The sequence below is a fragment of the Streptomyces sp. NBC_00442 genome (assembly GCF_036014195.1).
Taxonomy (GTDB): Bacteria; Actinomycetota; Actinomycetes; order Streptomycetales; family Streptomycetaceae; genus Streptomyces.
In genome coordinates, this window is sequence record NZ_CP107918.1 from 6,030,120 (window position 1) to 6,052,863 (window position 22,744).

The 22,744-nt window shown below is 70.1% G+C and carries 19 protein-coding genes; 11 read left to right on the forward strand and 8 right to left on the reverse strand.

The features are described 5' to 3' along the window. The first annotated feature begins 138 nt into the window (after positions 1-138). The 8 genes from OG432_RS26990 (at position 139) to pgi (ending at position 10,330) form a co-directional block, all read left to right on the forward strand. Positions 139-3,096 carry a M14 family metallopeptidase gene (locus tag OG432_RS26990; protein WP_328313558.1) on the forward strand — a complete coding sequence of 986 codons (2,958 nt, stop codon included), beginning with the start codon at positions 139-141 and terminating at the stop codon, positions 3,094-3,096. A 208-nt stretch (positions 3,097-3,304) separates the two neighbouring features. Next, the gene (gene gap / locus OG432_RS26995; protein ID WP_328313559.1) at positions 3,305-4,315 is read left to right on the forward strand and encodes a type I glyceraldehyde-3-phosphate dehydrogenase; all 1,011 of its coding nucleotides are present in this window, start codon (positions 3,305-3,307) and stop codon (positions 4,313-4,315) included. 120 nt (positions 4,316-4,435) lie between these two features. Next, the gene (locus tag OG432_RS27000; RefSeq protein WP_328313560.1) at positions 4,436-5,647 is read left to right on the forward strand and encodes a phosphoglycerate kinase; all 1,212 of its coding nucleotides are present in this window, start codon (positions 4,436-4,438) and stop codon (positions 5,645-5,647) included. A 6-nt stretch (positions 5,648-5,653) separates the two neighbouring features. After that, positions 5,654-6,430 (forward strand): triose-phosphate isomerase, encoded by a 777-nt coding sequence (tpiA, locus tag OG432_RS27005; RefSeq protein ID WP_328313561.1) that lies wholly within the window; start codon positions 5,654-5,656, stop codon positions 6,428-6,430. A 107-nt stretch (positions 6,431-6,537) separates the two neighbouring features. After that, a complete protein-coding gene (gene secG, locus OG432_RS27010; protein WP_261711188.1) occupies positions 6,538-6,771 on the forward strand; it encodes a preprotein translocase subunit SecG in 234 nt (77 codons plus the stop codon). Positions 6,772-6,884: 113 nt separating this feature from the next. After that, positions 6,885-7,220, forward strand: a complete 336-nt coding sequence (locus OG432_RS27015) for an RNA polymerase-binding protein RbpA (protein WP_003976875.1) — start codon at positions 6,885-6,887, stop codon at positions 7,218-7,220. Between the two features lie 165 nt (positions 7,221-7,385). Further along, positions 7,386-8,612 carry an MFS transporter gene (locus OG432_RS27020; RefSeq protein WP_328313562.1) on the forward strand — a complete coding sequence of 409 codons (1,227 nt, stop codon included), beginning with the start codon at positions 7,386-7,388 and terminating at the stop codon, positions 8,610-8,612. A 65-nt stretch (positions 8,613-8,677) separates the two neighbouring features. Further along, complete coding sequence (gene pgi / locus OG432_RS27025) at positions 8,678-10,330, forward strand: glucose-6-phosphate isomerase (RefSeq protein ID WP_328315256.1); 1,653 nt, start codon at positions 8,678-8,680, stop codon at positions 10,328-10,330. 72 nt (positions 10,331-10,402) lie between these two features. Here the strand turns inward: pgi and pgl are convergent, their stop codons facing one another. Genes pgl through tkt form a run of 5 tightly spaced genes read right to left on the reverse strand, consistent with a single transcriptional unit; the run spans position 10,403 to position 16,990 of the window. Further along, positions 10,403-11,185 (reverse strand): 6-phosphogluconolactonase, encoded by a 783-nt coding sequence (pgl, locus tag OG432_RS27030; protein ID WP_328313563.1) that lies wholly within the window; start codon positions 11,183-11,185, stop codon positions 10,403-10,405. Then, a complete protein-coding gene (opcA, locus tag OG432_RS27035) occupies positions 11,182-12,216 on the reverse strand; it encodes a glucose-6-phosphate dehydrogenase assembly protein OpcA (RefSeq protein WP_328313564.1) in 1,035 nt (344 codons plus the stop codon). The genes pgl and opcA overlap by 4 nt, the downstream gene beginning before the upstream one ends. Then, positions 12,213-13,745: a glucose-6-phosphate dehydrogenase gene (gene zwf / locus OG432_RS27040; protein ID WP_328313565.1), complete on the reverse strand. Its 1,533-nt coding sequence runs from the start codon at positions 13,743-13,745 to the stop codon at positions 12,213-12,215. Before zwf ends, opcA begins: the two co-directional genes overlap by 4 nt. 3 nt (positions 13,746-13,748) lie before the next feature. Next, entirely contained in the window at positions 13,749-14,867 is a 1,119-nt protein-coding gene (gene tal, locus OG432_RS27045; protein WP_328313566.1) for a transaldolase, read from the reverse strand. 35 nt (positions 14,868-14,902) lie between these two features. Beyond that, positions 14,903-16,990, reverse strand: a complete 2,088-nt coding sequence (tkt, locus tag OG432_RS27050; RefSeq protein ID WP_328313567.1) for a transketolase — start codon at positions 16,988-16,990, stop codon at positions 14,903-14,905. 307 nt (positions 16,991-17,297) lie between these two features. Here tkt and OG432_RS27055 point away from each other — a divergent pair, with 307 nt between their 5' ends. The 3 genes from OG432_RS27055 (at position 17,298) to OG432_RS27065 (ending at position 19,841) form a co-directional block, all read left to right on the forward strand. Continuing rightward, positions 17,298-18,251 carry a heme o synthase gene (locus OG432_RS27055; RefSeq protein ID WP_328313568.1) on the forward strand — a complete coding sequence of 318 codons (954 nt, stop codon included), beginning with the start codon at positions 17,298-17,300 and terminating at the stop codon, positions 18,249-18,251. 89 nt (positions 18,252-18,340) lie between these two features. Continuing rightward, on the forward strand, positions 18,341-18,682 hold the full coding sequence (locus tag OG432_RS27060) for a hypothetical protein (protein WP_328313569.1): 342 nt from the start codon (positions 18,341-18,343) through the stop codon (positions 18,680-18,682). 76 nt (positions 18,683-18,758) lie between these two features. Continuing rightward, positions 18,759-19,841, forward strand: coding sequence for an amidohydrolase (locus OG432_RS27065; RefSeq protein ID WP_328313570.1), 1,083 nt, complete (start codon positions 18,759-18,761; stop codon positions 19,839-19,841). Positions 19,842-19,898: 57 nt separating this feature from the next. On the opposite strand, the gene OG432_RS27070 is transcribed toward OG432_RS27065, so the two are convergent. From OG432_RS27070 to OG432_RS27080, 3 genes are all read right to left on the reverse strand, one after another. Then, entirely contained in the window at positions 19,899-20,894 is a 996-nt protein-coding gene (locus OG432_RS27070) for a COX15/CtaA family protein (RefSeq protein ID WP_443058467.1), read from the reverse strand. Positions 20,895-20,989: 95 nt separating this feature from the next. Next, positions 20,990-21,757, reverse strand: coding sequence for an ABC transporter permease (locus tag OG432_RS27075; RefSeq protein ID WP_328313571.1), 768 nt, complete (start codon positions 21,755-21,757; stop codon positions 20,990-20,992). Further along, entirely contained in the window at positions 21,754-22,734 is a 981-nt protein-coding gene (locus OG432_RS27080) for an ABC transporter ATP-binding protein (protein ID WP_328313572.1), read from the reverse strand. Before OG432_RS27080 ends, OG432_RS27075 begins: the two co-directional genes overlap by 4 nt. Positions 22,735-22,744 lie beyond the last annotated feature (10 nt).

The following is a 22,744-nucleotide window of genomic DNA, read 5'->3' on the forward strand; positions in this document are numbered from 1 at the left end:
ACGCCCGGCGCCCACTTGGTGGGCGCCGGCTCCGTTTCCGTGAGCGGCGGCACCGAACCTGCGGTATTGACATGATCATGAAGTGTCATGAGCCTGGCGTCTGTCCACTTCCGTGGCACACATCAGCAAGGGGGGCTCATGAGACGCAGAGCGAGAGCGATCCTCGCCGCTGCATCACTGCTGACGGCCGGCCTGATGGCGGCACCCGCCGCCCAGGCCCGTCAGAGCGGAGCGGACGGCGAGGGCATCGTCGTCTGGAACGCCCAGGTCAGCCGCGCACAACTGCCGTTGCTCCTGGAAGCCGGAGCCGACGCCCAGGAACTGGGCGCCCGGCTGCCCGCCAAGGGCTCGGCCGGAGTCGAGCTCTACCTCACCAAGTCCCAGGCCGCGGCGCTGCGCGGCAAGGGCGTCGACCTGTCCGAGCGCAAGGTCTCCGCCCAGAGCCAGAACCACCTCAAGGCCGCGGGCGACGGCGTGTTCCGCCCCTACAGCGGCCCGAACGGCCTGAAGCAGGAGATCCTCGACACCGGCAAGGCCAACCCGTCGCTCACCAAGGTCGAGTCGATCGGCAAGACCACGGACGGCCAGGACATCCTCGCCCTCAAGCTGACCAAGGGCGCGAACAAGTCCAAGGACGGCTCCAAGCCCGCCACGCTGTACATGTCCAACCAGCACGCCCGGGAGTGGATCACTCCGGAGATGACCCGGCGGCTGATGCACTACTACCTCGACAACTACGGCAAGGACCCGCGGATCACCAGGATCGTGGACTCCACCGAGCTGTGGTTCGTGCTCTCAGCCAATCCGGACGGTTACGACTACACCTTCACGCCCGGCAACCGGCTGTGGCGCAAGAACCTCCGCGACAACAACGGCGACGGCAAGATCACCTCCGTCGACGGCGTCGACCCGAACCGCAACTTCCCCTACAAGTGGGGCTACGACAACGAGGGTTCGTCCGACGACCCCTCGAACGAGACCTACCGAGGCCCGAGCGCCGGCAGCGAGCCCGAGACCAAGGCGCTCGACTCCTTCGAGAAGCGCGTGCCCTTCGCCTACGCGATCAACTACCACTCCGCGGCCGAACTGCTGCTGTACGGAGTGGGCTGGCAGGTCGCCACGCCGACGCCCGACGACGTCATCTACAAGTCACTGGCGGGCACCCCCGACAAGCCGGCCATCCCCGGCTACCTCTCGGAGCTCTCCTCCGCGCTCTACACCACCAACGGCGAGGCCGACGGCCACGCGGCGAACGTCAACGGCACGATGATGTTCACCCCCGAGATGTCGACCTGCGCCACGGCCTCGAACGTGGACCCGAACGACGCGTGGAACGCCGCGGACTGCCCCTCGGACTTCAACTTCCCCGACAGCGAGAAGCTGATCCAGGGCGAGTTCGAGAAGAACATCCCCTTCGCGCTGTCCGTCGCCGAGACCGCCGCCCACCCCGACCGGCCGTCCTCCTCGGTCGGCATCGACGCCCCCGACTTCACGCCGGACACCTTCGCCACCTCCTACGCGCGCGACGACGACCAGCAGGTCGCCGTCACCGTACGCAAGTCGGTGCGCGACAAGACCCTCAACTACCGCATCAACGGCGGCCGCACGCACACCGAGGAACTGAAGGCCTGGAAGGGCGGCGACGTCTTCGGCGGCGAGGACAACATCCGCTTCGACCAGTACCGCGCCAAGGTCGCGGACGCGGGCGCGGGCGACAAGGTCGAGGTGTGGTTCACCGGCAGTACCGCGGCGGGGAAGCGCACCTCCAGCACGCCGTTCACGTACACCGTGGCCGCGCGGCCCGGCGCCGACACCCTGGTCCTCGCCGACGAGGGCGGCACGGCGCCCGCCAAGAACACCGCGCTCTACACCAAGGCGCTCGCCGACAACGGCAGGAGGGCGGCCGTCTGGGACGTGGCGACCCAGGGCGCGCCCAGCGCGCTCGGTGTGCTCAGCCACTTCCGGAACGTCCTCTGGTACACCGGCAGCGACCCGTCGACGCCGCCGACGGCGGCCACCACGTTCGCCGTGCGCGACTTCGTCAACGAGGGAGGCAAGCTGATCAACGCCGGTGAACAGGCCGGCGGCAGCGTCGACCTCGGCGGGGGCGCCCTCTCCGACGACTTCTCGCAGTACTACCTCGGCGCCTACAACAAGGCCGGGCTCACGTCCCCGCCCGCCTTCGCCGGGTCCGGGAAACTCGCCGGAGCCACGGCCCCGCTGGCCGCCGCGCCCGGCAGCCCGCTGACCGCGGCCGGCACGTACACCGTCACGTCCGACACCCTGGAGCCGGCGCGGTTCCCGCAGTTCAAGAGCGCCCCCGCCGGTGACTACCCCGGGGTGCGCACCCCCTTCGAGCCCGCCGAGGGGTCCTGGTTCGCCGCGGCCCAGCACCGCGACGACGCGTACATGAGGCTCGCCCGCACCGTCGACCTGACCGGCACGACGGCCGCCGACAAACCCAGCCTGGACTTCCAGCTCAGCTACGACACCGAGCCCGGTTACGACCAGGTGATCATCGAGGCGCACACCGTCGGCCAGGACGACTGGACGACGCTGCCGGACCTCAACGGCGCCAGCACCACCAGCGTGCCCAGCCAGTGCGAACAGGGCTTCCTCCTCCAGGAGCACCCCTTCCTCACGCACTACCTCACCCCCGGCTCGCCCGCCTGCACGGCGTCCGGCACCAGTGGCGCCTGGAACCGCTTCACCGGCTCCTCCAACGGCTGGCGGCAGATCTCCGTCGACCTCGGCGCCTACGCGGGCAAGCAGGTCGAGCTCGCCGTCGCCTATGTGTCCGACCCGGGCACGGGAGGCCTCGGCGCCTTCGTCGACGACACGAGGCTCGTCGTCGGCGGTGCGCCGCGGGGGGCGGAGGGCTTCGAGACCTCGCTCGGCCCCTGGAGCGTGCCGGGACCGCCGGCCGGCAGTCCGGGCAACAGCGGGGACTGGGCCCGTTCACAGGCCCTCGTCCACTCCTCGGCCGCCGTCACCACCCGCTCCACCGTCCTCCTCGGCTTCGGCCTGGAGAACGTCAGCACCGCCGCCGGCCGCAAGCAGGTCGTCGGAAAAGCACTCAGCGCACTGCACCGCTGACACCGTGTAGTGGGGCCGAAGGTCCCCGGAGGCCCGTATCGCATCCAGATACGGGCCTCCGGGCCGGTCCGGGCAGGATTTCGGAACCATACGGGCGCTCTGATGTCACTTCGCGGGCCCCGGGGAGGTAGGGTCGTAAGCGGTCGGGGACATCCCATACAACTCGCCGGCGTCGAGTACCCGGCGTACCTAACGAGGAGATCGGTTCGTGACGATCCGCGTAGGCATCAACGGCTTCGGCCGCATCGGGCGCAACTACTTCCGGGCGCTGCTTGAGCAGGGTGCAGACATCGAGATCGTGGCTGTCAACGACCTTGGTGACACCGCGACCACTGCTCACCTCCTGAAGTACGACACCATCCTGGGTCGCCTCAAGGCCGAGGTCACCCACACCGCCGACACCATCACGGTCGACGGCCACACCATCAAGGTGCTCTCCGAGCGCAACCCGGCGGACATCCCCTGGGGTCAGCTGGGCGTCGACATCGTCATCGAGTCGACCGGCATCTTCACCAAGAAGGCCGACGCCGAGAAGCACATCGCGGGCGGCGCGAAGAAGGTCCTCATCTCGGCCCCGGCCAAGGACGAGGACATCACCATCGTGATGGGCGTCAACCAGGACAAGTACGACGCGGCCAACCACCACGTCATCTCCAACGCCTCCTGCACCACGAACTGTGTGGCGCCGATGGCCAAGGTCCTCGACGAGAACTTCGGCATCGTCAAGGGTCTGATGACGACGGTCCACGCGTACACCAACGACCAGCGCATCCTGGACTTCCCGCACTCGGACCTGCGCCGCGCCCGCGCCGCCGCCGAGAACATCATTCCGACCACGACCGGTGCCGCCAAGGCCACCGCTCTGGTCCTGCCGCAGCTCAAGGGCAAGCTCGACGGCATCGCGATGCGCGTGCCCGTCCCGACCGGTTCGGCCACCGACCTGGTCGTCGAGCTGCAGCGCGAGGTCACCAAGGACGAGGTCAACGCCGCGTTCAAGAAGGCCGCCGGCGACGGCGACCTGAAGAACATCCTTTACTACACCGAGGACCCGATCGTGTCCTCGGACATCGTGGGCGACCCGGCCTCCTGCACCTTCGACTCCTCCCTGACCATGGTTCAGGAGGGCAAGACGGTGAAGATCCTCGGCTGGTACGACAATGAGTGGGGCTACTCCAACCGCCTCGTCGACCTGACCGTCTTCGTCGGCGGCCAGCTCTGACCTCGGTCCGGTAGGCACCTGATGTGAGCTACAGGGCTCGGGCAGCGCAATGAAGCGCTGTACGGGCCCTGTCGCCTGTCCTGACCGCCCCGCCTCGTACCTCCCAAGGAGCCACCCTCAATGAAGACGATCGACGAACTTCTCGCCGAAGGGGTCGCCGGCAAGCGGGTCTTCGTGCGCGCCGACCTCAACGTGCCCCTGGACGACGGCCGCATCACCGACGACGGCCGCATCCGCGCCGTGCTTCCCACTCTCAAGGCGCTCGTCGCCGCCGACGCCAAGGTCGTCGTGGCCTCGCACCTGGGCCGTCCCAAGGGCGCCCCGGACCCGCAGTTCTCGCTGCTTCCCGCGGCCGAGCGGCTCGGCGAACTCCTGGGCGCGCCGGTCGCGTTCGCCCAGGACACCGTCGGCGCCGCCGCCCACGACGCGGTCGACGGTCTGCAGCCCGGCCAGGTCGCCGTGATCGAGAACCTGCGGTTCAACGCCGGTGAGACGGCCAAGGACGACGCCGAGCGCGGCGCGTTCGCCGACCAGCTCGCCGCCCTCGCCGATGTGTACGTCGGCGACGGCTTCGGAGCGGTGCACCGCAAGCACGCCTCCGTCTTCGACCTTCCGGCGCGCCTGCCGCACTACGCGGGCTACCTCATCGCCACCGAGGTCGGCGTCCTCAAGAAGCTGACCGAGGACGTCAAGCGCCCGTACACCGTGGTGCTCGGCGGCGCCAAGGTCTCCGACAAGCTCGCCGTCATCGACGAGCTGCTCGGCAAGGCCGACCGCCTCCTCATCGGCGGCGGCATGGCGTACACCTTCCTGAAGGCCAAGGGCTACGAGGTCGGCATCTCGCTGCTCCAGGAGGACCAGATCCCGGTCGTCAAGGAGTACATGAAGCGTGCCGAGGAGACCGGCGTCGAGCTGGTGCTCCCCGTCGACGTGCTGGTCTCCAAGGACTTCCCCGATCTGAAGACCAAGGCGCCGGCCACCTTCCAGACCGTCGACGCGGACAGGATCCCCGCGGACGAGGAGGGCCTGGACATCGGCCCCAAATCCCGTGAGCTGTTCGCCTCGAAGATCACCGACGCCGAGACCGTGTTCTGGAACGGCCCCGTCGGCGTCGCCGAGCACCCCGACTACGCCGGCGGTACCGCCGCCGTCGCCAAGGCCCTGCTCGACAGCAAGGGCTTCACCGTGGTCGGCGGCGGCGACTCCGCCGCGGCCGTCCGCAATCTGGGCTTCGACGAGACGAAGTTCGGCCACATCTCGACCGGTGGCGGCGCCAGCCTCGAATACCTCGAGGGCAAGACGCTTCCCGGCCTCGCCGCACTGGAGGACTGAACACCCGTGAGCACCCGTACCCCGCTGATGGCGGGCAACTGGAAGATGAACCTCAACCACCTCGAGGCCATCGCGCACGTCCAGAAGCTCGCCTTCGCGCTCGCCGACAAGGACTACGACGCCGTCGAGGTCGCGGTCCTGCCGCCCTTCGTCGACCTGCGTTCCGTGCAGACCCTCGTCGACGGCGACAAGCTCAAGATCAAGTACGGCGCCCAGGACATCTCGGCGCACGACTCCGGTGCCTACACCGGCGAGATCTCGGGCCCGATGCTGGCCAAGCTGAAGTGCACCTACGTCGCCGTGGGCCACTCCGAGCGCCGTCAGTACCACGCCGAGACGGACGACATCTGCAACGCCAAGGTGAAGGCCGCCTACAAGCACGGCCTGACCCCGATCCTGTGCATCGGTGAGGGCCTCGACGTCCGCAAGGCCGGCGAGCAGGTCCCCTACACCCTCGCCCAGCTCGACGGCGGCCTCAAGGACGTGCCGGCCGAGCAGGCCGAGTCCATCGTCATCGCCTACGAGCCCGTCTGGGCGATCGGCACCGGCGAGGTCGCCACGCCCGAGGACGCGCAGGAGGTGTGCGGAGCGATCCGCGCGCGCCTGGCCGAGCTGTACTCCCAGGAGCTCGCCGACAAGGTGCGCATCCAGTACGGCGGCTCCGTGAAGTCCGGAAACGTGGCCGCGATCATGGCCCAGCCCGATGTGGACGGCGCCCTGGTCGGCGGCGCCGCGCTGGACTCCGAGGAGTTCGTCAAGATCGTCCGCTTCCGCGACCAGTAAGTATGCGGTAGCGCGGATCCGTCGTACCCTTGCGGGGGCCGGGACAGGGATGGTTGATGTCCCCCCGGCCCCCGTCGCCATATCAGTCCTAGGAAGTTGGTCCAGCCGTGATTGTCGGGTTCTCGATTGCCCTGATCGTCTTCAGCCTGCTGCTGATGCTGCTGGTGCTGATGCACAAGGGGAAGGGTGGCGGCCTCTCCGACATGTTCGGCGGTGGCATGCAGTCCTCCGTCGGTGGCTCCTCGGTCGCCGAGCGCAATCTCGACCGCATCACCATCGTGATCGGTCTGTTGTGGTTCGCGTGCATTGTCGTACTTGGTCTGCTGATGAAGCTCAAGTAAGCCGCTGCCATTCGGCGTTTCGGGGGTGGGGTGTAACTCCAATCGCTGGACGCGCGTTGGGCCTTACGTAGACTGGGGCATCTTCGAGCACCATCACGCAGGGAGTTACGACCGTGGCAAGTGGCAACGCGATCCGGGGAAGCCGGGTCGGAGCGGGGCCGATGGGGGAGGCCGAGCGCGGCGAGTCCGCGCCGCGTCTTCGCATCTCCTTCTGGTGCTCGAACGGGCACGAGACGCAGCCGAGCTTCGCCAGTGACGCACAGGTTCCGGAGACGTGGGACTGCCCGCGCTGCGGATTCCCCGCGGGACAGGACCGGGACAACCCGCCGGACCCTCCACGCACGGAGCCGTACAAGACCCACTTGGCGTACGTTCGGGAACGGCGCAGCGACGCGGACGGCGAGGCGATCCTCGCGGAGGCGCTCGCCAAGCTCCGCGGCGAGATCTGACAGATGAAGGGCCCCTTGGGTGAACTCGGTTCATCCGCAGGGCCCTTCGGCGTTTCCGGGGTCCTTCAGCGCTCGCACCTCCGCGCCGAGGGGCGAAGCGCAGGTCACCGGCGATTGTCAGTGGTGTCCTCTACCTTGTGAAGCAGCCGATCACGAGGGGGAGTTGTGGCAGCGGTGCAGGTCGTGGAGGGCGGCACGGCGCCGACGAAACCCGCCTGGCGCGGGGGATTCGGCCGGCTGTGGACGGCCGCCGTCGTCAGTCGTTTCGGTGACGCGCTGCGCACCGCCGCGCTGCCCCTGCTCGCCGTCACCCTCACCTCCGACCCCTTCCTCATCGCGCTCGTCGCCGCCTGCGGCTATGTGCCCTGGCTGCTCTTCGGGCTGCTCGGCGGTGCGCTCGCCGACCGGGTGGACCAGCGCCGCGCCATGTGGGCCGTGGACACGGTCCGTGCCGCCCTGGTCGCCGCCTTCGCCGTGGCCGTGGGCACCGGCCACGCCTCCCTGCCCCTGCTGATGGCGCTCGCCTTCACCCTGACCACCCTGGGCACGCTCTTCGACAACGCGGCGACCGCCCTGCTCCCCTCGCTCGTGCCCAGTGGCGCCCTGGGCAGCGCCAACGCCCGGGTGATGACCGGCCAGCAGATAGCGGGCAGCTTCCTCGCGGCCCCGCTGGTGCCGGTGCTGCTCGCGGTGTCGGTCGCGGCGCCCTACGGGGTGGACGCGGTCAGCTACGTCCTCGCCGCCGCCCTCGTCGCCTCGCTGCGGCCCGACGCCCCGGAACGGGCGCCCCGGAAGCCGGGCTCCACGCTGCGGGCCGAGACGGCCGAGGGGCTGCGGGCCCTGTGGGCCGACCGGATGCTGCGCGGGCTGTGCGCGGCCACCACCGTCTGCAACATCGGCATGGGCGCTCTCATCGCCACTCTCGTCCTCGACATCACCGGCTGGCTGGGCGCCGGGCGGAGCGGCTATGCCACGACCGTCACGGCGTACGGGGCCGGCAGTGTGGCCGGCGGGCTGCTCGCCAAGCCGCTGACCCGACGGCTCGGGCGGATACGCGGCCTGCTCCTTGCCGGGGTCGTGCAGACCGGCTGCCTGGTGGCCATCGGCACCGTCCGCGCGCTGGAGGTGACGGCCGCGGCCATGGCCCTGTTCGGCCTCCTGGGCATGGTGTGGAACGTGAACCTGGCGACGCTGGTGCAGGAGCGCGCACCGGAGGCGATGCTGGGACGGGTGAGCGCGGCGTTCCGGACGCTGTCCGTGGCGGGCGCCCCGCTGGGCGCCGTCCTGGGCGGCGCGGCGGCCGCGTCCTGGGGTCTCAACACCCCGGCGCTGCTGGCGTCCGGCTTGTTCGTCGCCGCCGTCGCCGCGCTGATTCCTGCCCGCGCCTCCTGATCAATTAGGTTGGAGGGGCAGCGGGGCAGGTACGCAAGTACGAGAGAAGTGGGCTGATGTCGGAGATGAACGCAGGAAGCCGTACCAGGCTCAACCAGATGCCCGAGTGGACCGCACTGGGCAAGCACCGGGAGCAGTTGGGCGACACCCATCTGCGTGAGCTGTTCGCCGCCGAGCCCGGCCGGGGCACCGCCTACACCGTGGCGGTCGGCGATCTGTATCTCGACTACTCCAAGCACCTGGTGACGGACGAGACCCTCGCACTCCTGCGCGAGCTGGCCGCGGCCGCCGACGTCGCCGGACTGCGGGACGCCATGTTCCGCGGCGAGAAGATCAACGTCACCGAGGACCGCGCCGTGCTGCACACCGCGCTGCGCGCCCCCAGGGACGCGGTGATCGAGGTCGACGGCGAGAACGTGGTGCCGGGCGTCCACGAGGTGCTCGACAAGATGGCCGGGTTCTCCGAAAAGGTCCGCTCGGGCCAGTGGACCGGGCACACCGGCAAGCCCATCAAGAACGTCGTCAACATCGGCATCGGCGGTTCCGACCTGGGCCCGGCGATGGCGTACGAGGCCCTGCGGGCGTTCACCGACCGGGAGTTGACGGTCCGCTTCGTGTCCAACGTGGACGGCGCCGACCTCCACGAGGCCGTCCGCGACCTGGACGCGGCCGAGACGCTGTTCATCATCGCGTCCAAGACCTTCACCACCATCGAGACCATCACCAACGCCACCTCGGCGCGCAACTGGCTGCTCACCGAGCTGAAGGCCGGTCAGGACGCCGTCGCCAAGCACTTCGTGGCCCTGTCGACCAACGCCGACAAGGTCGCCGAGTTCGGCATCGACACGGCCAACATGTTCGGCTTCTGGGACTGGGTCGGCGGCCGGTACTCCTTCGACTCGGCCATCGGTCTCTCCCTGATGATCGCGGTCGGCCCGGACCGGTTCCGCGAGATGCTCGACGGCTTCCACCTCGTCGACGAGCACTTCCGCACGGCCCCCGCCGAGTCCAACGTGCCTTTGCTGATGGGCCTGTTGGGAGTCTGGTACGGGGCGTTCTTCGACGCCCAGTCGCACGCGGTGCTGCCGTACTCGCACTACCTGTCGAAGTTCACCGCCTACCTCCAGCAGCTGGACATGGAGTCCAACGGCAAGTCCGTGGACCGCGACGGCAACCGGGTCGAGTGGCAGACCGGTCCCGTCGTGTGGGGCACCCCGGGCACCAACGGGCAGCACGCGTACTACCAGTTGATCCACCAGGGCACGAAGGTCATCCCGGCCGACTTCATCGGTTTCGCCGAGCCGGTCGCCGATCTGCTGCCGGGTCTGGTCGCCCAGCACGACCTCCTGATGGCCAACTTCTTCGCCCAGACGCAGGCGCTGGCCTTCGGCAAGACACCGGACGAGGTGCGGGCCGAGGGCGTGGCCGAGGAGCTCGTGCCGCACAAGACGTTCCAGGGCAATCACCCCACCACCACGATCCTGGCCGAGGAGCTGACCCCCTCGGTCCTCGGCCAGCTGATCGCGCTGTACGAGCACAAGGTGTTCGTCCAGGGCGCCATCTGGAACATCGACTCCTTCGACCAGTGGGGCGTCGAGCTCGGCAAGGTCCTCGCCAGGCGCGTCGAGCCCGCCCTGACCGAAGGCGCCGACGTGCCGGGGCTGGACGCGTCGAGCAAGGCGCTCGTCGCCAAGTACCGCACGCTGCGCGGCCGTTGAGGTCCACCCGCACATGACGGAACCGGCCCGGTCCACCCCCGAAGGGGAGACCGGGCCGGCTCGTGTGCGACGTCAGGCGGACGCCGGGGGGTACAGCGACCGCGGCAGCTCGGACGCGGCCGCCGCGTCGAGGAGCCACAGGGTGCGGGCGCGGCCGTACGCGCCCGCGGCCGGGGCCTGGACCTCGCCCGCGCCCGACAGGGCTATCTCCGCCGCGTGCGCCTTGTCCTCGCCGGCCGCGAGCAGCCACACCTCGCGGGCCGCCCGGATCGCCGGGAGGGTGAGCGAGATGCGGGTGGGCGGTGGTTTCGGGGCGCCGTGCACCCCGACGACCATCCGCTCGGTCTCCCGCACCGCGGGCAACTCCGGGAAGAGCGACGCCACATGGGTGTCGGGCCCGACGCCCAGCATCAGCACGTCGAACGTCGGCACCGGACCGTGGTCCTCGGGCCCCGACGCCCGCGCCAGCTCCGCCGCGTAGGCCGCGGCCGCCGCGTCCGCGTCGTTGCCGAAGGCTCCGCCCGAGGCCGGCATCGCGTGGACCCGCTTCGGGTCCAGCGGCACCGCGTCGAGCAGCGCCTCACACGCCTGCGTGTAGTTGCGCTCGGGGTCGCCCTCGGGCACGAACCGCTCGTCGCCCCACCACAGGTCGAGCCGCGACCAGTCGATCGCGTCCCGGGCCGGTGAGGAGGCGAGCGCCGCGAGCAGCCCATTGCCGTTGCGGCCGCCCGTGAGGACCACGGACGCCGAACCGCGGGCCGCCTGGGCGTCCACGACCTTCGTGATGAGCCGGGCCGCCGCGGCCTCGGCCATCAGCTCCTTGTCGCGGTGGACGACCAGCTGCGGGGTGCTCACTTGGCCGCTGCCTTCTTGGCCGGCGCCGCCTTCTTCGCGGGAGCCGCCTTGGCCTCGGCGTTGTCCGCGCTGTCCCTGCCGGCGTGCGCGGTCTTCTCCGCCACACCCTCGCCGAGCTTGTCGACGCCGTACTTCAGCGCGGACGCGTAGGTGTCGTCCGGGTCGAGTCGGCGCAGTTCCTCCGCGATGAGTTCGGAGGTCTCACGGCGCTTGAGGGCCACCGCGCGGTCGGGCTGGCCCTGCATGGACAGGGTGGCGAGCGAGCCGTCCGCACGGTCCAGGACGATCGGACCGCAGTCCGTCTCCAGACGTACGGCGGTCAGGCCGGGGCCCTGCGACAAGGAACGCCTGACCGGCACGTCGAGCCGGTCGGCGAGCCACATCCCGAGCAGCTCGCAGCTCGGGTTGAACTCCTCGCCCTCCACCTCGGCGCCGACGACCTTGCAGGTCACCTGGTCGAGGGCCGCGGCCAGCATCGAGCGCCACGGCGTGATGCGCGTCCACGACAGGTCGGTGTCGCCGGGGGTGTACGCCTCGGCGCGGGCGGTCAGCTCCTCGATGGGCTGCTCGGCCGCGTAGGTGTCGGTCACCCGGCGCTGGGCGAGCGCGCCCAGCGGGTCCTTCGCCGGGTCGACCGGCGCGTTCACCGGCCACCAGACGACGACCGGGGCGTCCGGCAGGAGCAGCGGCAGGACCACGGACTGGGCGTGGTTGAGCACCTCGCCGTACATCCGCAGCATCACCGTCTCGCCGGTGCCGGCGTCCGCGCCGACCCGTACCTCGGCGTCGAGGCGGGAGCTGGTGCGGTCGCGGGGCGAACGCGAGACGCGCTTGATGACGACGAGCGTGCGCGAGGGGTGCTCGCGCGAGGCGTCGCTCGCCGCCCGCAGGGCGTCGTAGGCGTTCTCCTCGTCGGTGACGATGACGAGCGTGAGCACCATGCCGACCGCGGGGGTGCCCACGGCCCGGCGGCCCTGCACGAGCGCCTTGTTGATCTTGCTGGCCGTGGTGTCCGTAAGGTCGATCTTCATGGCCGACGCCAGCTCCGTCCGTCTCGTGCGAGCATTTCGTCCGCCTCGTCGGGACCCCAGGTCCCCGAGGGGTACTGGGCGGGCTTGCCGTGGGCGTCCCAGTACTGCTCGATCGGGTCGAGGATCTTCCAGGACAGCTCGACCTCCTCCACACGCGGGAAGAGGTTGGAGTCGCCCAGCAGGACGTCCAGGATGAGGCGTTCGTAGGCCTCGGGGCTCGACTCCGTGAAGGACTCGCCGTAGGCGAAGTCCATGGAGACGTCGCGGACCTCCATCGAGGTGCCCGGCACCTTGGAGCCGAAGCGCACCGTCACGCCCTCGTCCGGCTGCACCCGGATGACCAGGGCGTTCTGGCCCAGCTCCTCCGTGGCGGTGTGGTCGAAGGGGGAGTGCGGGGCACGCTGGAAGACCACCGCGATCTCGGTGACGCGCCGGCCGAGCCGCTTGCCGGTGCGCAGGTAGAACGGCACGCCCGCCCAGCGGCGGTTGTCGATCTCCAGCTTGATCGCGGCATAGGTGTCGGTCTTCGACTTGGGGTCGATGCCGTCTTCCTGGAGGTAGCCGACGGCCTTCTCGCCGCCCTGCCACCCGGCCGCGTACTGGGCCCGTACGGTGGACTTGCCGAGATCCTTGGGCAGCCGCACGGCGCCGAGCACCTTGGTCTTCTCCGCCGCGAGCGCGTCCGCGTCGAAGGAGGCGGGCTCCTCCATCGCGGTCAGCGCCATCAGCTGGAGCAGGTGGTTCTGAATGACGTCACGGGCCGCGCCGATGCCGTCGTAGTAGCCGGCCCGGCCGCCGATGCCGATGTCCTCGGCCATCGTGATCTGGACGTGGTCGACGTAGGAGCGGTTCCACAGCGGCTCGAACATGGTGTTCGCGAACCGCAGGGCCAGGATGTTCTGAACGGTCTCCTTGCCCAGGTAGTGGTCGATCCGGAAGACCTCGTTGGGCGGGAAGACCTCGTGCACGACCTGGTTGAGCTCCTCCGCGGAGATCAGGTCGTGGCCGAACGGCTTCTCGATGACCGCACGGCGCCAGGATCCGTTCGCCTGGTCGGCGAGCCCGTGCTTCTTGAGCTGCTGGACGACCTTGGGGAAGAACTTCGGCGGCACCGACAGGTAGAAGGCGTAGTTGCCGCCCGTGCCCTGTGCCTTGTCGAGTTCCTGGATCGTGGTCTTCAGGGTCTCGAACGCGTCGTCGTCGTCGAAGTCGCCCTGGACGAAGCGCATCCCCTGGATGAGCTGCTGCCAGACCTCCTCACGGAACGGCGTACGGGCGTGCGCCTTGACCGCGTCGTGGACCTCCTGAGCGAAGTCCTCGTCCTGCCACTCGCGGCGGGCGAAGCCGATCAGGGAGAAGCCCGGCGGCAGCAGACCGCGGTTGGCGAGGTCATAGACGGCGGGCATCAACTTTTTACGGGACAAATCGCCCGTAACGCCAAAGATCACCAGGCCCGACGGCCCCGCGATGCGCGGGAGCCGTCGGTCTGCGGCGTCACGAAGCGGATTCGCTTGGCGAATCGCAGTCAAGATTTACGCCTCCGAGGGTGCGAGGCGCTTGAGCTCCGCCTCGGTGGACTTGAGCAGGTCGTTCCAGGCGCCCTCGAACTTCTCGACGCCCTCGTCCTCGAGGAGCTTCACGACCTCGTCGTAGGAGATCCCCAGCTTCTCGACCGCGTCGAGCTCGGCACGCGCCTGCTCGTAGGTGCCGGTCACCGTGTCGCCGGTGATCTGCCCGTGGTCGGCGGTCGCCTCCATGGTGGCTTCCGGCATGGTGTTCACCGTGTTGGGCGCCACCAGGTCGTCCACGTACAGGGTGTCCTTGTACGCCTTGTCCTTGACGCCGGTCGAGGCCCACAGCGGGCGCTGCTTGTTGGCGTGCGCCTTGTCCAGCGCGTTCCAGCGGTCGGAGGAGAAGACCTCCTCGTACGCCTGGTAGGCCAGGCGCGCGTTGGCGAGACCGGCCTTGCCACGGGCGGCCTTCGCCTCGTCGGTGCCGAGCGCGTCGATGCGCTTGTCGATCTCGGTGTCCACACGGGACACGAAGAAGGACGCCACGGAGTGGATCTTCGACAGGTCCAGGCCGCGCTCCTTGGCCTTCTCCAGGCCCGAGAGGTAGGCGTCCATGACCTCGCGGTAGCGCTCCAGCGAGAAGATCAGCGTGACGTTGACGCTGATGCCGAGACCGATGGTCTCGGTGATCGCCGGCAGTCCCGCCTTGGTGGCCGGGATCTTGATGAGCGTGTTCGGCCGGTCCACCAGCCACGCGAGCTGCTTGGCCTCGGCGACCGTCGCCCGGGTGTTGTGCGCCAGGCGCGGGTCGACCTCGATGGACACCCGGCCGTCCTGGCCGTCGGTGGCGTCGAAGACCGGGCGCAGGATGTCGGCGGCGTCCCTCACGTCAGCCGTCGTGATCATGCGGATGGCCTCTTCGACGGTCACCTTGCGGGCCGCGAGGTCGGTCAGCTGGGTGTCGTAGCCGTCACCCTGGCTGATCGCCTTCTGGAAGATCGACGGGTTGGTCGTGACACCCACCACGTGCGACTGGTCGATCAGCTCGGCCAGGTTGCCGGACGTGATCCGCTTGCGCGACAGGTCGTCGAGCCAGATCGCGACGCCTTCGTCGGAGAGGCGCTTGAGTGCGTCTGTCATGAGAAATGCATCTCCTACTAGTTCGTATACCGGCGTCAGCGCGCGGCGGCTTCGATCGATTCCCGGGCGGCCGCGGCCACGTGGTCGGCGGTGAAGCCGAACTCCTTGAACAGGACCTTGCCGTCCGCGGAAGCGCCGAAGTGCTCCAGCGAGACGATGCGGCCCGCGTCACCCACGAAGCGGTGCCAGGTCAGACCGATACCGGCCTCGACCGCGACCCGCGCCCTGACCGACGGCGGAAGGACGCTGTCCCGGTACGCCTGGTCCTGCGCCTCGAACCACTCCACGCACGGCATCGAGACCACTCGGGCCGGGACACCGGCGGCCTGGAGCTGCTCGCGCGCCTCGACGGCGAGCTGGACCTCGGAGCCGGTGCCGATGAGCACGACCTGCGCGTCGCCGCCCTCGGCGTCCACGAGCACGTAACCGCCCTTGGCGGCGTCCTCGTTGACCTCGTACGTCGGCACGCCCTGGCGGGTCAGCACGAGGCCGTGCGGGGCCCCCTTGCCGTACACCTTGGTGTAGCGCCTGAGGATCTCGCGCCAGGCGATGGCGGTCTCGTTGGCGTCCGCGGGGCGGACCACGTTGAGGCCGGGGATCGCGCGCAGCGAGGCCAGGTGCTCGACGGGCTGGTGCGTCGGACCGTCCTCGCCCAGACCGATCGAGTCGTGCGTCCACACGTACGTCACCGGCAGGTGCATCAGCGCGGACAGACGCACGGCGTTGCGCATGTAGTCGGAGAACACCAGGAAGGTGCCGCCGTAGATGCGGGTGTGGCCGTGCAGCGCGATGCCGTTCATCTCCGCGGCCATGGAGTGCTCGCGGATGCCGAAGTGCACGGTGCGGCCGTACGGGTCGGCCTCGGGCAGCGGGTTGCCGGCCGGCAGGAACGACGACGTCTTGTCGATGGTCGTGTTGTTCGAGCCGGCGAGGTCGGCGGAGCCGCCCCACAGCTCGGGCATGACCGCGCCGAGCGCTTGGAGGACCTTGCCGGACGCGGCACGGGTGGCGACCGCCTTGCCCGTCTCGAAGACCGGGAGGTGCGACTCCCAGCCCTCGGGCAGCTCGCCCGCGTTGATGCGGTCGAAGTCGGCGGCGCGCTCCGGGTTGGCGGTGCGCCAGGCGGCGAACGTCTTCTCCCACTCGGCCTTGGCCTCACGGCCGCGGTCGAGCGCCTCGCGGGTGTGCGCGAGAACCTCGTCGGCGACGAAGAAGGACTTCTCCGGGTCGAAGCCGAGGACGCGCTTGGTGGCGGCCACCTCGTCGTCGCCGAGCGCCGAGCCGTGCGCGGCCTCGGTGTTCTGCGCGTTCGGGGCGGGCCAGGCGATGATCGAGCGCATCGCGATGAACGACGGCCGGTCGGTGACCGCCTTCGCGGCCTCGATCGCGTCGTACAGCGCCTCCGCGTCCAGGTCGCCGTCGGGCTTCGGCGCGACGCGCTGGACGTGCCAGCCGTAGGCCTCGTACCGCTTGACGGTGTCCTCGGAGACGGCGGTCTCGGTGTCGCCCTCGATCGAGATGTGGTTGTCGTCCCACAAAAGGACCAGGTTGCCGAGCTGCTGGTGCCCGGCGAGCGAGGACGCCTCGGAGGAGATGCCCTCCTGGAGGCAGCCGTCACCGGCGATCGCGAAGACGAAGTGGTCGAACGGGGAGGTGCCGGGGGCGGCCTCCGGGTCGAACAGGCCGCGCTCGTAGCGGGCGGCCATCGCCATGCCCACCGCGTTGGCGACACCCTGGCCCAGCGGGCCCGTCGTCGTCTCGACGCCGGTGGTGTGGCCGTACTCCGGGTGGCCCGGAGTCTTCGAACCCCAGGTGCGGAACGCCTTGAGGTCGTCCAGCTCCAGGCCGAAGCCGGCCAGGTACAGCTGGATGTAGAGGGTCAGGGACGAGTGGCCCGCGGAGAGTACGAAACGGTCGCGTCCAACCCAGTCGGCGTCCGCCGGGTCGTGCCGCATCACCTTCTGGAAGAGGGTGTACGCGGCCGGCGAGAGGCTCATCGCCGTACCTGGATGGCCGTTGCCGACCTTCTGTACGGCATCCGCGGCCAGTACGCGGCCGGTGTCTACGGCCCGCTGGTCCAGCTCGGTCCACTGGAGGTCTGTGGTGGTCGGCTTGGTGCTCACCCTGAGTCAGGGCTCCTCTCCACATGTCGTTTCCCGGTGACTGAGGGCGCACCGGGCGTTGTCGAGCCTACCCCCGCAGGAACGCTCATTTTTTCGACTGACTGCACGTTGAGACGGACACGTCCAGGGTGCCGGGGACCGGCGAAATCCGCCTCCCGGCGAACCATCCCCAACACGACCCCACCCCCGGGGATGGCGACGTATGGGCAACGTCTACAGTGGCGTGGTACGCGCAAGTCTTTACCGGGCCTTCACGCTCGGAAACGTGCCGGAATACCGGGGACTTGCTGGGAATTCTCTGTCAGGGGTGTGCGTGACGGCCGTCGAGTCCCGACCCGCAGGGGTCGTCTTGACTCCCAGCCCGGGGGGCCATCGGCCATTCGGGGCCCGCGTCAAGGCCTTTGTGGCGCTGACCAAGCCACGGATCATCGAACTGCTCCTCATCACCACCATTCCGGTGATGTTCCTGGCCGAGCAGGGTGTTCCCCCGCTGTGGCTGGTCTTCGCCACGACACTGGGCGGGTACCTCTCAGCGGGCGGCGCAAACGCCCTCAACATGTACATCGACCGCGACATCGACGCGCTGATGGACCGCACCTCCCAGCGTCCGCTGGTGACCGGCATGGTCTCGCCGCGCGAATGTCTGGTCTTCGGCATCTCGCTCGCCGTCGTCTCGACGCTGTGGTTCGGGCTCCTGGTCAACTGGCTCTCGGCGGCCCTGTCGCTGGGCGCGCTGCTCTTCTACGTCGTCGTGTACACGATGATCCTCAAGCGCCGGACCTCGCAGAACATCGTGTGGGGCGGCATCGCGGGCTGTCTGCCGGTGCTCATCGGCTGGTCCTCGGTCACCGATTCGATGTCGTGGGCGCCGGTCATCCTGTTCCTCGTCATGTTCTTCTGGACGCCGCCGCACTACTGGCCGCTGTCCATGAAGGTCAGGGAGGACTACGCCCGGGTCGGCGTGCCGATGCTGCCGGTGGTCGCCTCCAACAAGGTCGTGGCCCGTCAGATCGTCCTCTACAGCTGGGTGATGGTGGCCGTCTCGCTGCTGCTGACCCCGCTCGGCTACACCGGCTGGTTCTACACGGCCGTCGCGCTGGTCTCCGGCGGCTGGTGGCTGTGGGAGGCACACGCGCTCCAGAACCGCGCCAAGCACGAGGCGACGGGGACCAAGCTGAAGGAGATGCGGCTGTTCCACTGGTCCATCACCTATGTGTCGCTGCTCTTCGTCGCCGTCGCGGTGGACCCGTTCCTGCGCTGAGCGCGACCGTTCGCATCCTTGAGGGGCCGTGGCGCAAGCCACTGGCCCCTCTTGTCGCTCCCGGGGCTACCCGCTAGTAGCATCGCGGCATGGCAGACACCCAGGTTGACGAGAAGCAGGCCGCGAAGGCCGAACGGCACGCGGCCAGGCTGGCCCGCCTGATCGGCTCCTTCGCCAAGGAACACGGCGGCGCCGAGGGCCAGATCGCGTACATCGGCCAGAAGGGCGCCCGCATCGTGCTGGTCGGCGAGGACGGCGGCTGGGGCGACCTGGTGGCCCCGACCCACGCCGTGGCGCTCAGCGCCGTCGAGAAGTCGGGCATCACCGTCCACGAGGACTTCGACGGGGAGTTCGCGGCCAAGGTGAAGACCGGCCCGTACGAGTGGAGCCGCATGGCCGGGATCCAGCTCGGCGGTCCGAAGAACAGCTGAGCGGCAGCCGATCAATACCGATCCGGGGCTCACCCGTTAGGAGGGGTACAAGCGCGTCCACCCCAGGGAGCCCCGGATGATCGACACACCGACCCTGGTGGACCAGTACTGCCACGGCATCCTGCGCACCGAACTGGGCCTCGGCACCTTCGAGACGGCCCTCGGCCGCACCGGCACCCTGCCCGCGCCCGGCACCACCTTCTTCGACACCCAGACCGGCTTCGCCGTACGCCGCTGGTGCCCCCCGCTCCTCGGCCTGGAGCCGCACTGCCCTCCGGCCCGCTATCTGGCCCGCCGGCGCGAACTGGGCGTCCTGGAGTCGGGCAGACGCCTGCTGAGAGGCTCCGGCGTCTCCACCTATCTGGTCGACACCGGGCTGCCCGGCGACCTCACCGCGCCGCACGAGATCGCCGCCGCCGGCGCGGCCGACGCCCACGAGATCGTCCGCCTCGAACTCCTGGCCGAACAGGTCGCCGACACGTCCGGAACCGTCGAGTCCTTCCTGGCCAACCTCGCCGAAGCCGTGCACACAGCCGCCCATTCGGCCATCGCCTTCGCTTCGGTCGCGGGCGTACGCGAAGGGCTCGACCCGCAGCCGCCGGGGCCGGGGGAGGTGCGCGGGGCGGCCGGGCGGTGGCTCGCGGGCCGGCGCAAGCACGACCGCCTCGCCGACCCCGTGCTCCTGCGCCACCTGCTGTGGAGCGCGGTCGCGGCCGGGCGCCCGCTCCAGCTCCAGGTGGGGATGGCGGACCCGATGCTGCTCGCCGGATTCGCGGACGCGACGGGCGGGCTCGGCACCGATCTGGTGCTGCTGCACGGCTATCCGTACCACCGCCAGGCCGCGCATCTGGCCGGCCTGCACCCGCACGTGTACGCGGACGTCGGGCCCGCCCTGGTGCGCACGGGGGCCCGGTCCGCCGCCGTCCTCGCGGAAATCCTGGAGCTGGCCCCGTTCGGGAAGCTGCTCTACTCCAGCGGGGCGTGCGGGCTGCCCGAGCTGCACGTGGTGGGCGCCCGGCTGTTCGCGGAGGCGCTGGGCCGGGTGCTCGGCGGCTGGGTGACCGAGGGTGCGTGGTCGCGCGCGGACGCGCAGCGGGTGGCGGGAATGATCGCGGCGGGCAACGCGCGGCGGGTCTACGGGCTGACGGATCCGGCGTAGGGCCCGTTCGGGCTCAGGGCCGGATCGGGGGGTCCGCCCCGTGGCGCGCCCGAGCGGTCAGGCGAGGCTCAGGGCGGAGTCGGCCTGGGCCGGAACCTCGGCCGTGATCTCCGGCCGCTCGCGCAGCGAGAGCAGCACCCGCAGTACGGCGATCCAGACCAGGCACGAGCCCAGCATGTGCAGGCCGACCAGGATTTCGGGTGTCTTCAGGAAGTACTGGACGTAACCGATCACGCCCTGACCGAGGAGCACCAGGAACAGGTCGCGGGCGCGGGCGCGCGGGCCGGGGGGCGCGTCGACGGCCTTCAGGACGAACCACAGCGCGACGGCGAGGGCCACGACGATCCAGGCGAGGTCCGCGTGCAGCTGGGTGATCATCGTCCAGTCGAGCGGGATGCGCGGCACGTCCTTGGAGTCGCCGGGGTGGCGGCCGGTGCCGGTGACGATCGTGCCCACCGCGATCAGCGCGGCCGAGGCGCCGACCAGGAGCCAGGTCAGCTGTACAACCGCCTTGCCCACCAAGGGCCTTGGCGCGCCGTCGCCCTCCTGGGTGCGCTGCCAGGTGACGACGGCGACCGCGATGAGCGCGCTGGAGAGCAGGAAGTGGGCGGCCACCGTGTACGGGTTGAGGCCGACCAGGACGACGATGCCGCCGAGGACCGCGTTGCCCATGACGACCCAGAACTGCACCCAGCCGAGCCGGGTCAGCGGGCGCCGCCAGGGCTTGGCGGAACGGGCCGCGATGATCGCCCAGCCGACCGCGGCACACAGCACGTAGGTGAGCATCCGGTTGGTGAACTCGATGGCGCCGCGGAAGCCCATCTCGCTGGTGGCGGTGAGGCTCTCGCTGGTGCACTTGGGCCAGGTGGGGCAGCCGAGCCCGGAACCGGTGAGCCGGACCGCGCCGCCGGTCACCACGATGGCGACGGCCATGACGAGCGCGGCCAGCGCCGCGCGCCGCACGATCCGGGGGGAGGCGGTCCAGCGCTGTGCGATGAAGAGAAGCGGATTGCGGGCCGCTGCGGTCACATCGGCGCGGGTCACTTTCGGCATGGGCCCTATCGTAGGCGCCCGTTTGTGCATGTTTTCACTAGGGGGTCCCGGCGGGCCCGGCAGGGAGGAAAGTCACTCCCGGCCGGGCCCGTCGCTCACTCCCAGCGGAAGAACTTCGCGGCGGCGCCGAGGCCGAGGACCGCCCAGACCGCGAGGATCCCGAGGTCGCCCCACGGCACGGAAGCGCCGTCCCGCAGCACGTCGCGCAGCCCGTCGGACAGGGCCGAGATGGGCAGGAGGTTCAGCACCGACTGCACGCCGCCGGGGAACTTGTCCATCGGCACGACGACCCCGCCGGCCACGAGCAGCAGCAGGAACACCAGGTTGGCCGCGGCGAGGGTCGCCTCGGCCTTGAGGGTGCCGGCCATGAGCAGCCCGAGCCCCGAGAAGGCGGCGGTGCCGAGCACCAGCAGGAACAGCACCGCGAGCGGGTTGCCGTGCGGGGACCAGCCGAGGGCGAAGGCGATCACGGTGAGCAGGACGACCTGGAGCACCTCGGTCACGAGCACGGCGAGCGTCTTGGACGTCATCAGGGCCCAGCGCGGCAGCGGCGACGCGCCGAGCCGCTTGAGCACTCCGTACCGCCGCTCGAAGCCCGTCGCGATGGCCTGGCCCGTGAAGGCGGTCGACATGACGGCGAGCGCGAGGATGCCGGGCGCGAGGAAGTCGACGGACTTGCCCTGCCCCGTGTCGATGATGTCGACGGTCGAGAACAGCACGAGCAGCAGGCTCGGGATGATCACGGTGAGCAGCAGTTGCTCGCCGTTGCGCAGCAGCATCCGCGTCTCCAGGGCGGTCTGCGCCCCGATCATCCGTCCGAGCGGCGCGGCCCCGGGCTTCGGTGCGTACGTACCAGCGCTCATGCGCGCAGCTCCCTGCCGGTCAGCTCCAGAAAGACGTCCTCGAGAGTGTGGCGCTCGACCGAGATGCCGTCGGGCATCACCCCGTGCTGGGCACACCAGGTGGTGACGGTGGCGAGCAGCTGCGGGTCGATGGTGCCGGCGATGCGGTACGCGCCGGGCGTCAGCTCGGCCGCGGCCGAGCCGTCCGGCAGTGCCTTCAGGAGCGAGCCGAGGTCGAGGCCGGGGCGGCCGGTGAAGCGCAGTGTGTTCTCGGCGCCGCCCCTGCACAGCTGCTCGGGGGAGCCCTGGGCGACGACCTTGCCCGCGTCGACGATGGCCACGTCGTCCGCGAGGGACTCGGCCTCGTCCATGAAGTGGGTGGTGAGGACCACCGAGACGCCGTCGGCGCGCAGTTCGCGCACGAGGTCCCAGGTGGCGCGGCGGGCCTGCGGGTCGAGTCCCGCGGTCGGCTCGTCCAGGAAGACCAGTTCGGGGCGGCCGACGACGGCCATCGCGAGCGCGAGGCGCTGCTGCTGGCCGCCGGAGAGCCTGCGGTAGGTGGTGCGGCCGCAACTGCCGAGCCCCAGGCGCTCGATGAGCGCGTCCACGTCCAGCGGGTGGGCGTGCAGTTTCGCCATGTGGCGGAGCATCTCGTCGGCGCGGGCGCCGGAGTAGACGCCGCCGGACTGGAGCATGACGCCGATGCGCGGCTTGAGCCGCCCGGCGTCGGCGACCGGATCGAGGCCGAGGACGCGGACGGTGCCCGCGTCGGGCCTGCGGTAGCCCTCGCAGGTTTCGATGGTGGTGGTCTTGCCCGCGCCGTTGGGGCCGAGGACGGCGGTCACGGTGCCCGCGTCGACGGTGAGGTCGAGGCCGTCCACGGCGGTCTTGGGTCCGTACCGCTTGACCAGGCCGGTGATCTCGACGACGGGGTGCGACCCGCGGGGTCTCCCTGAGGGGCGGAGGCCGGGAGACGGGAGGGCGGGCTCGCTGTTCATGACCGGCAAG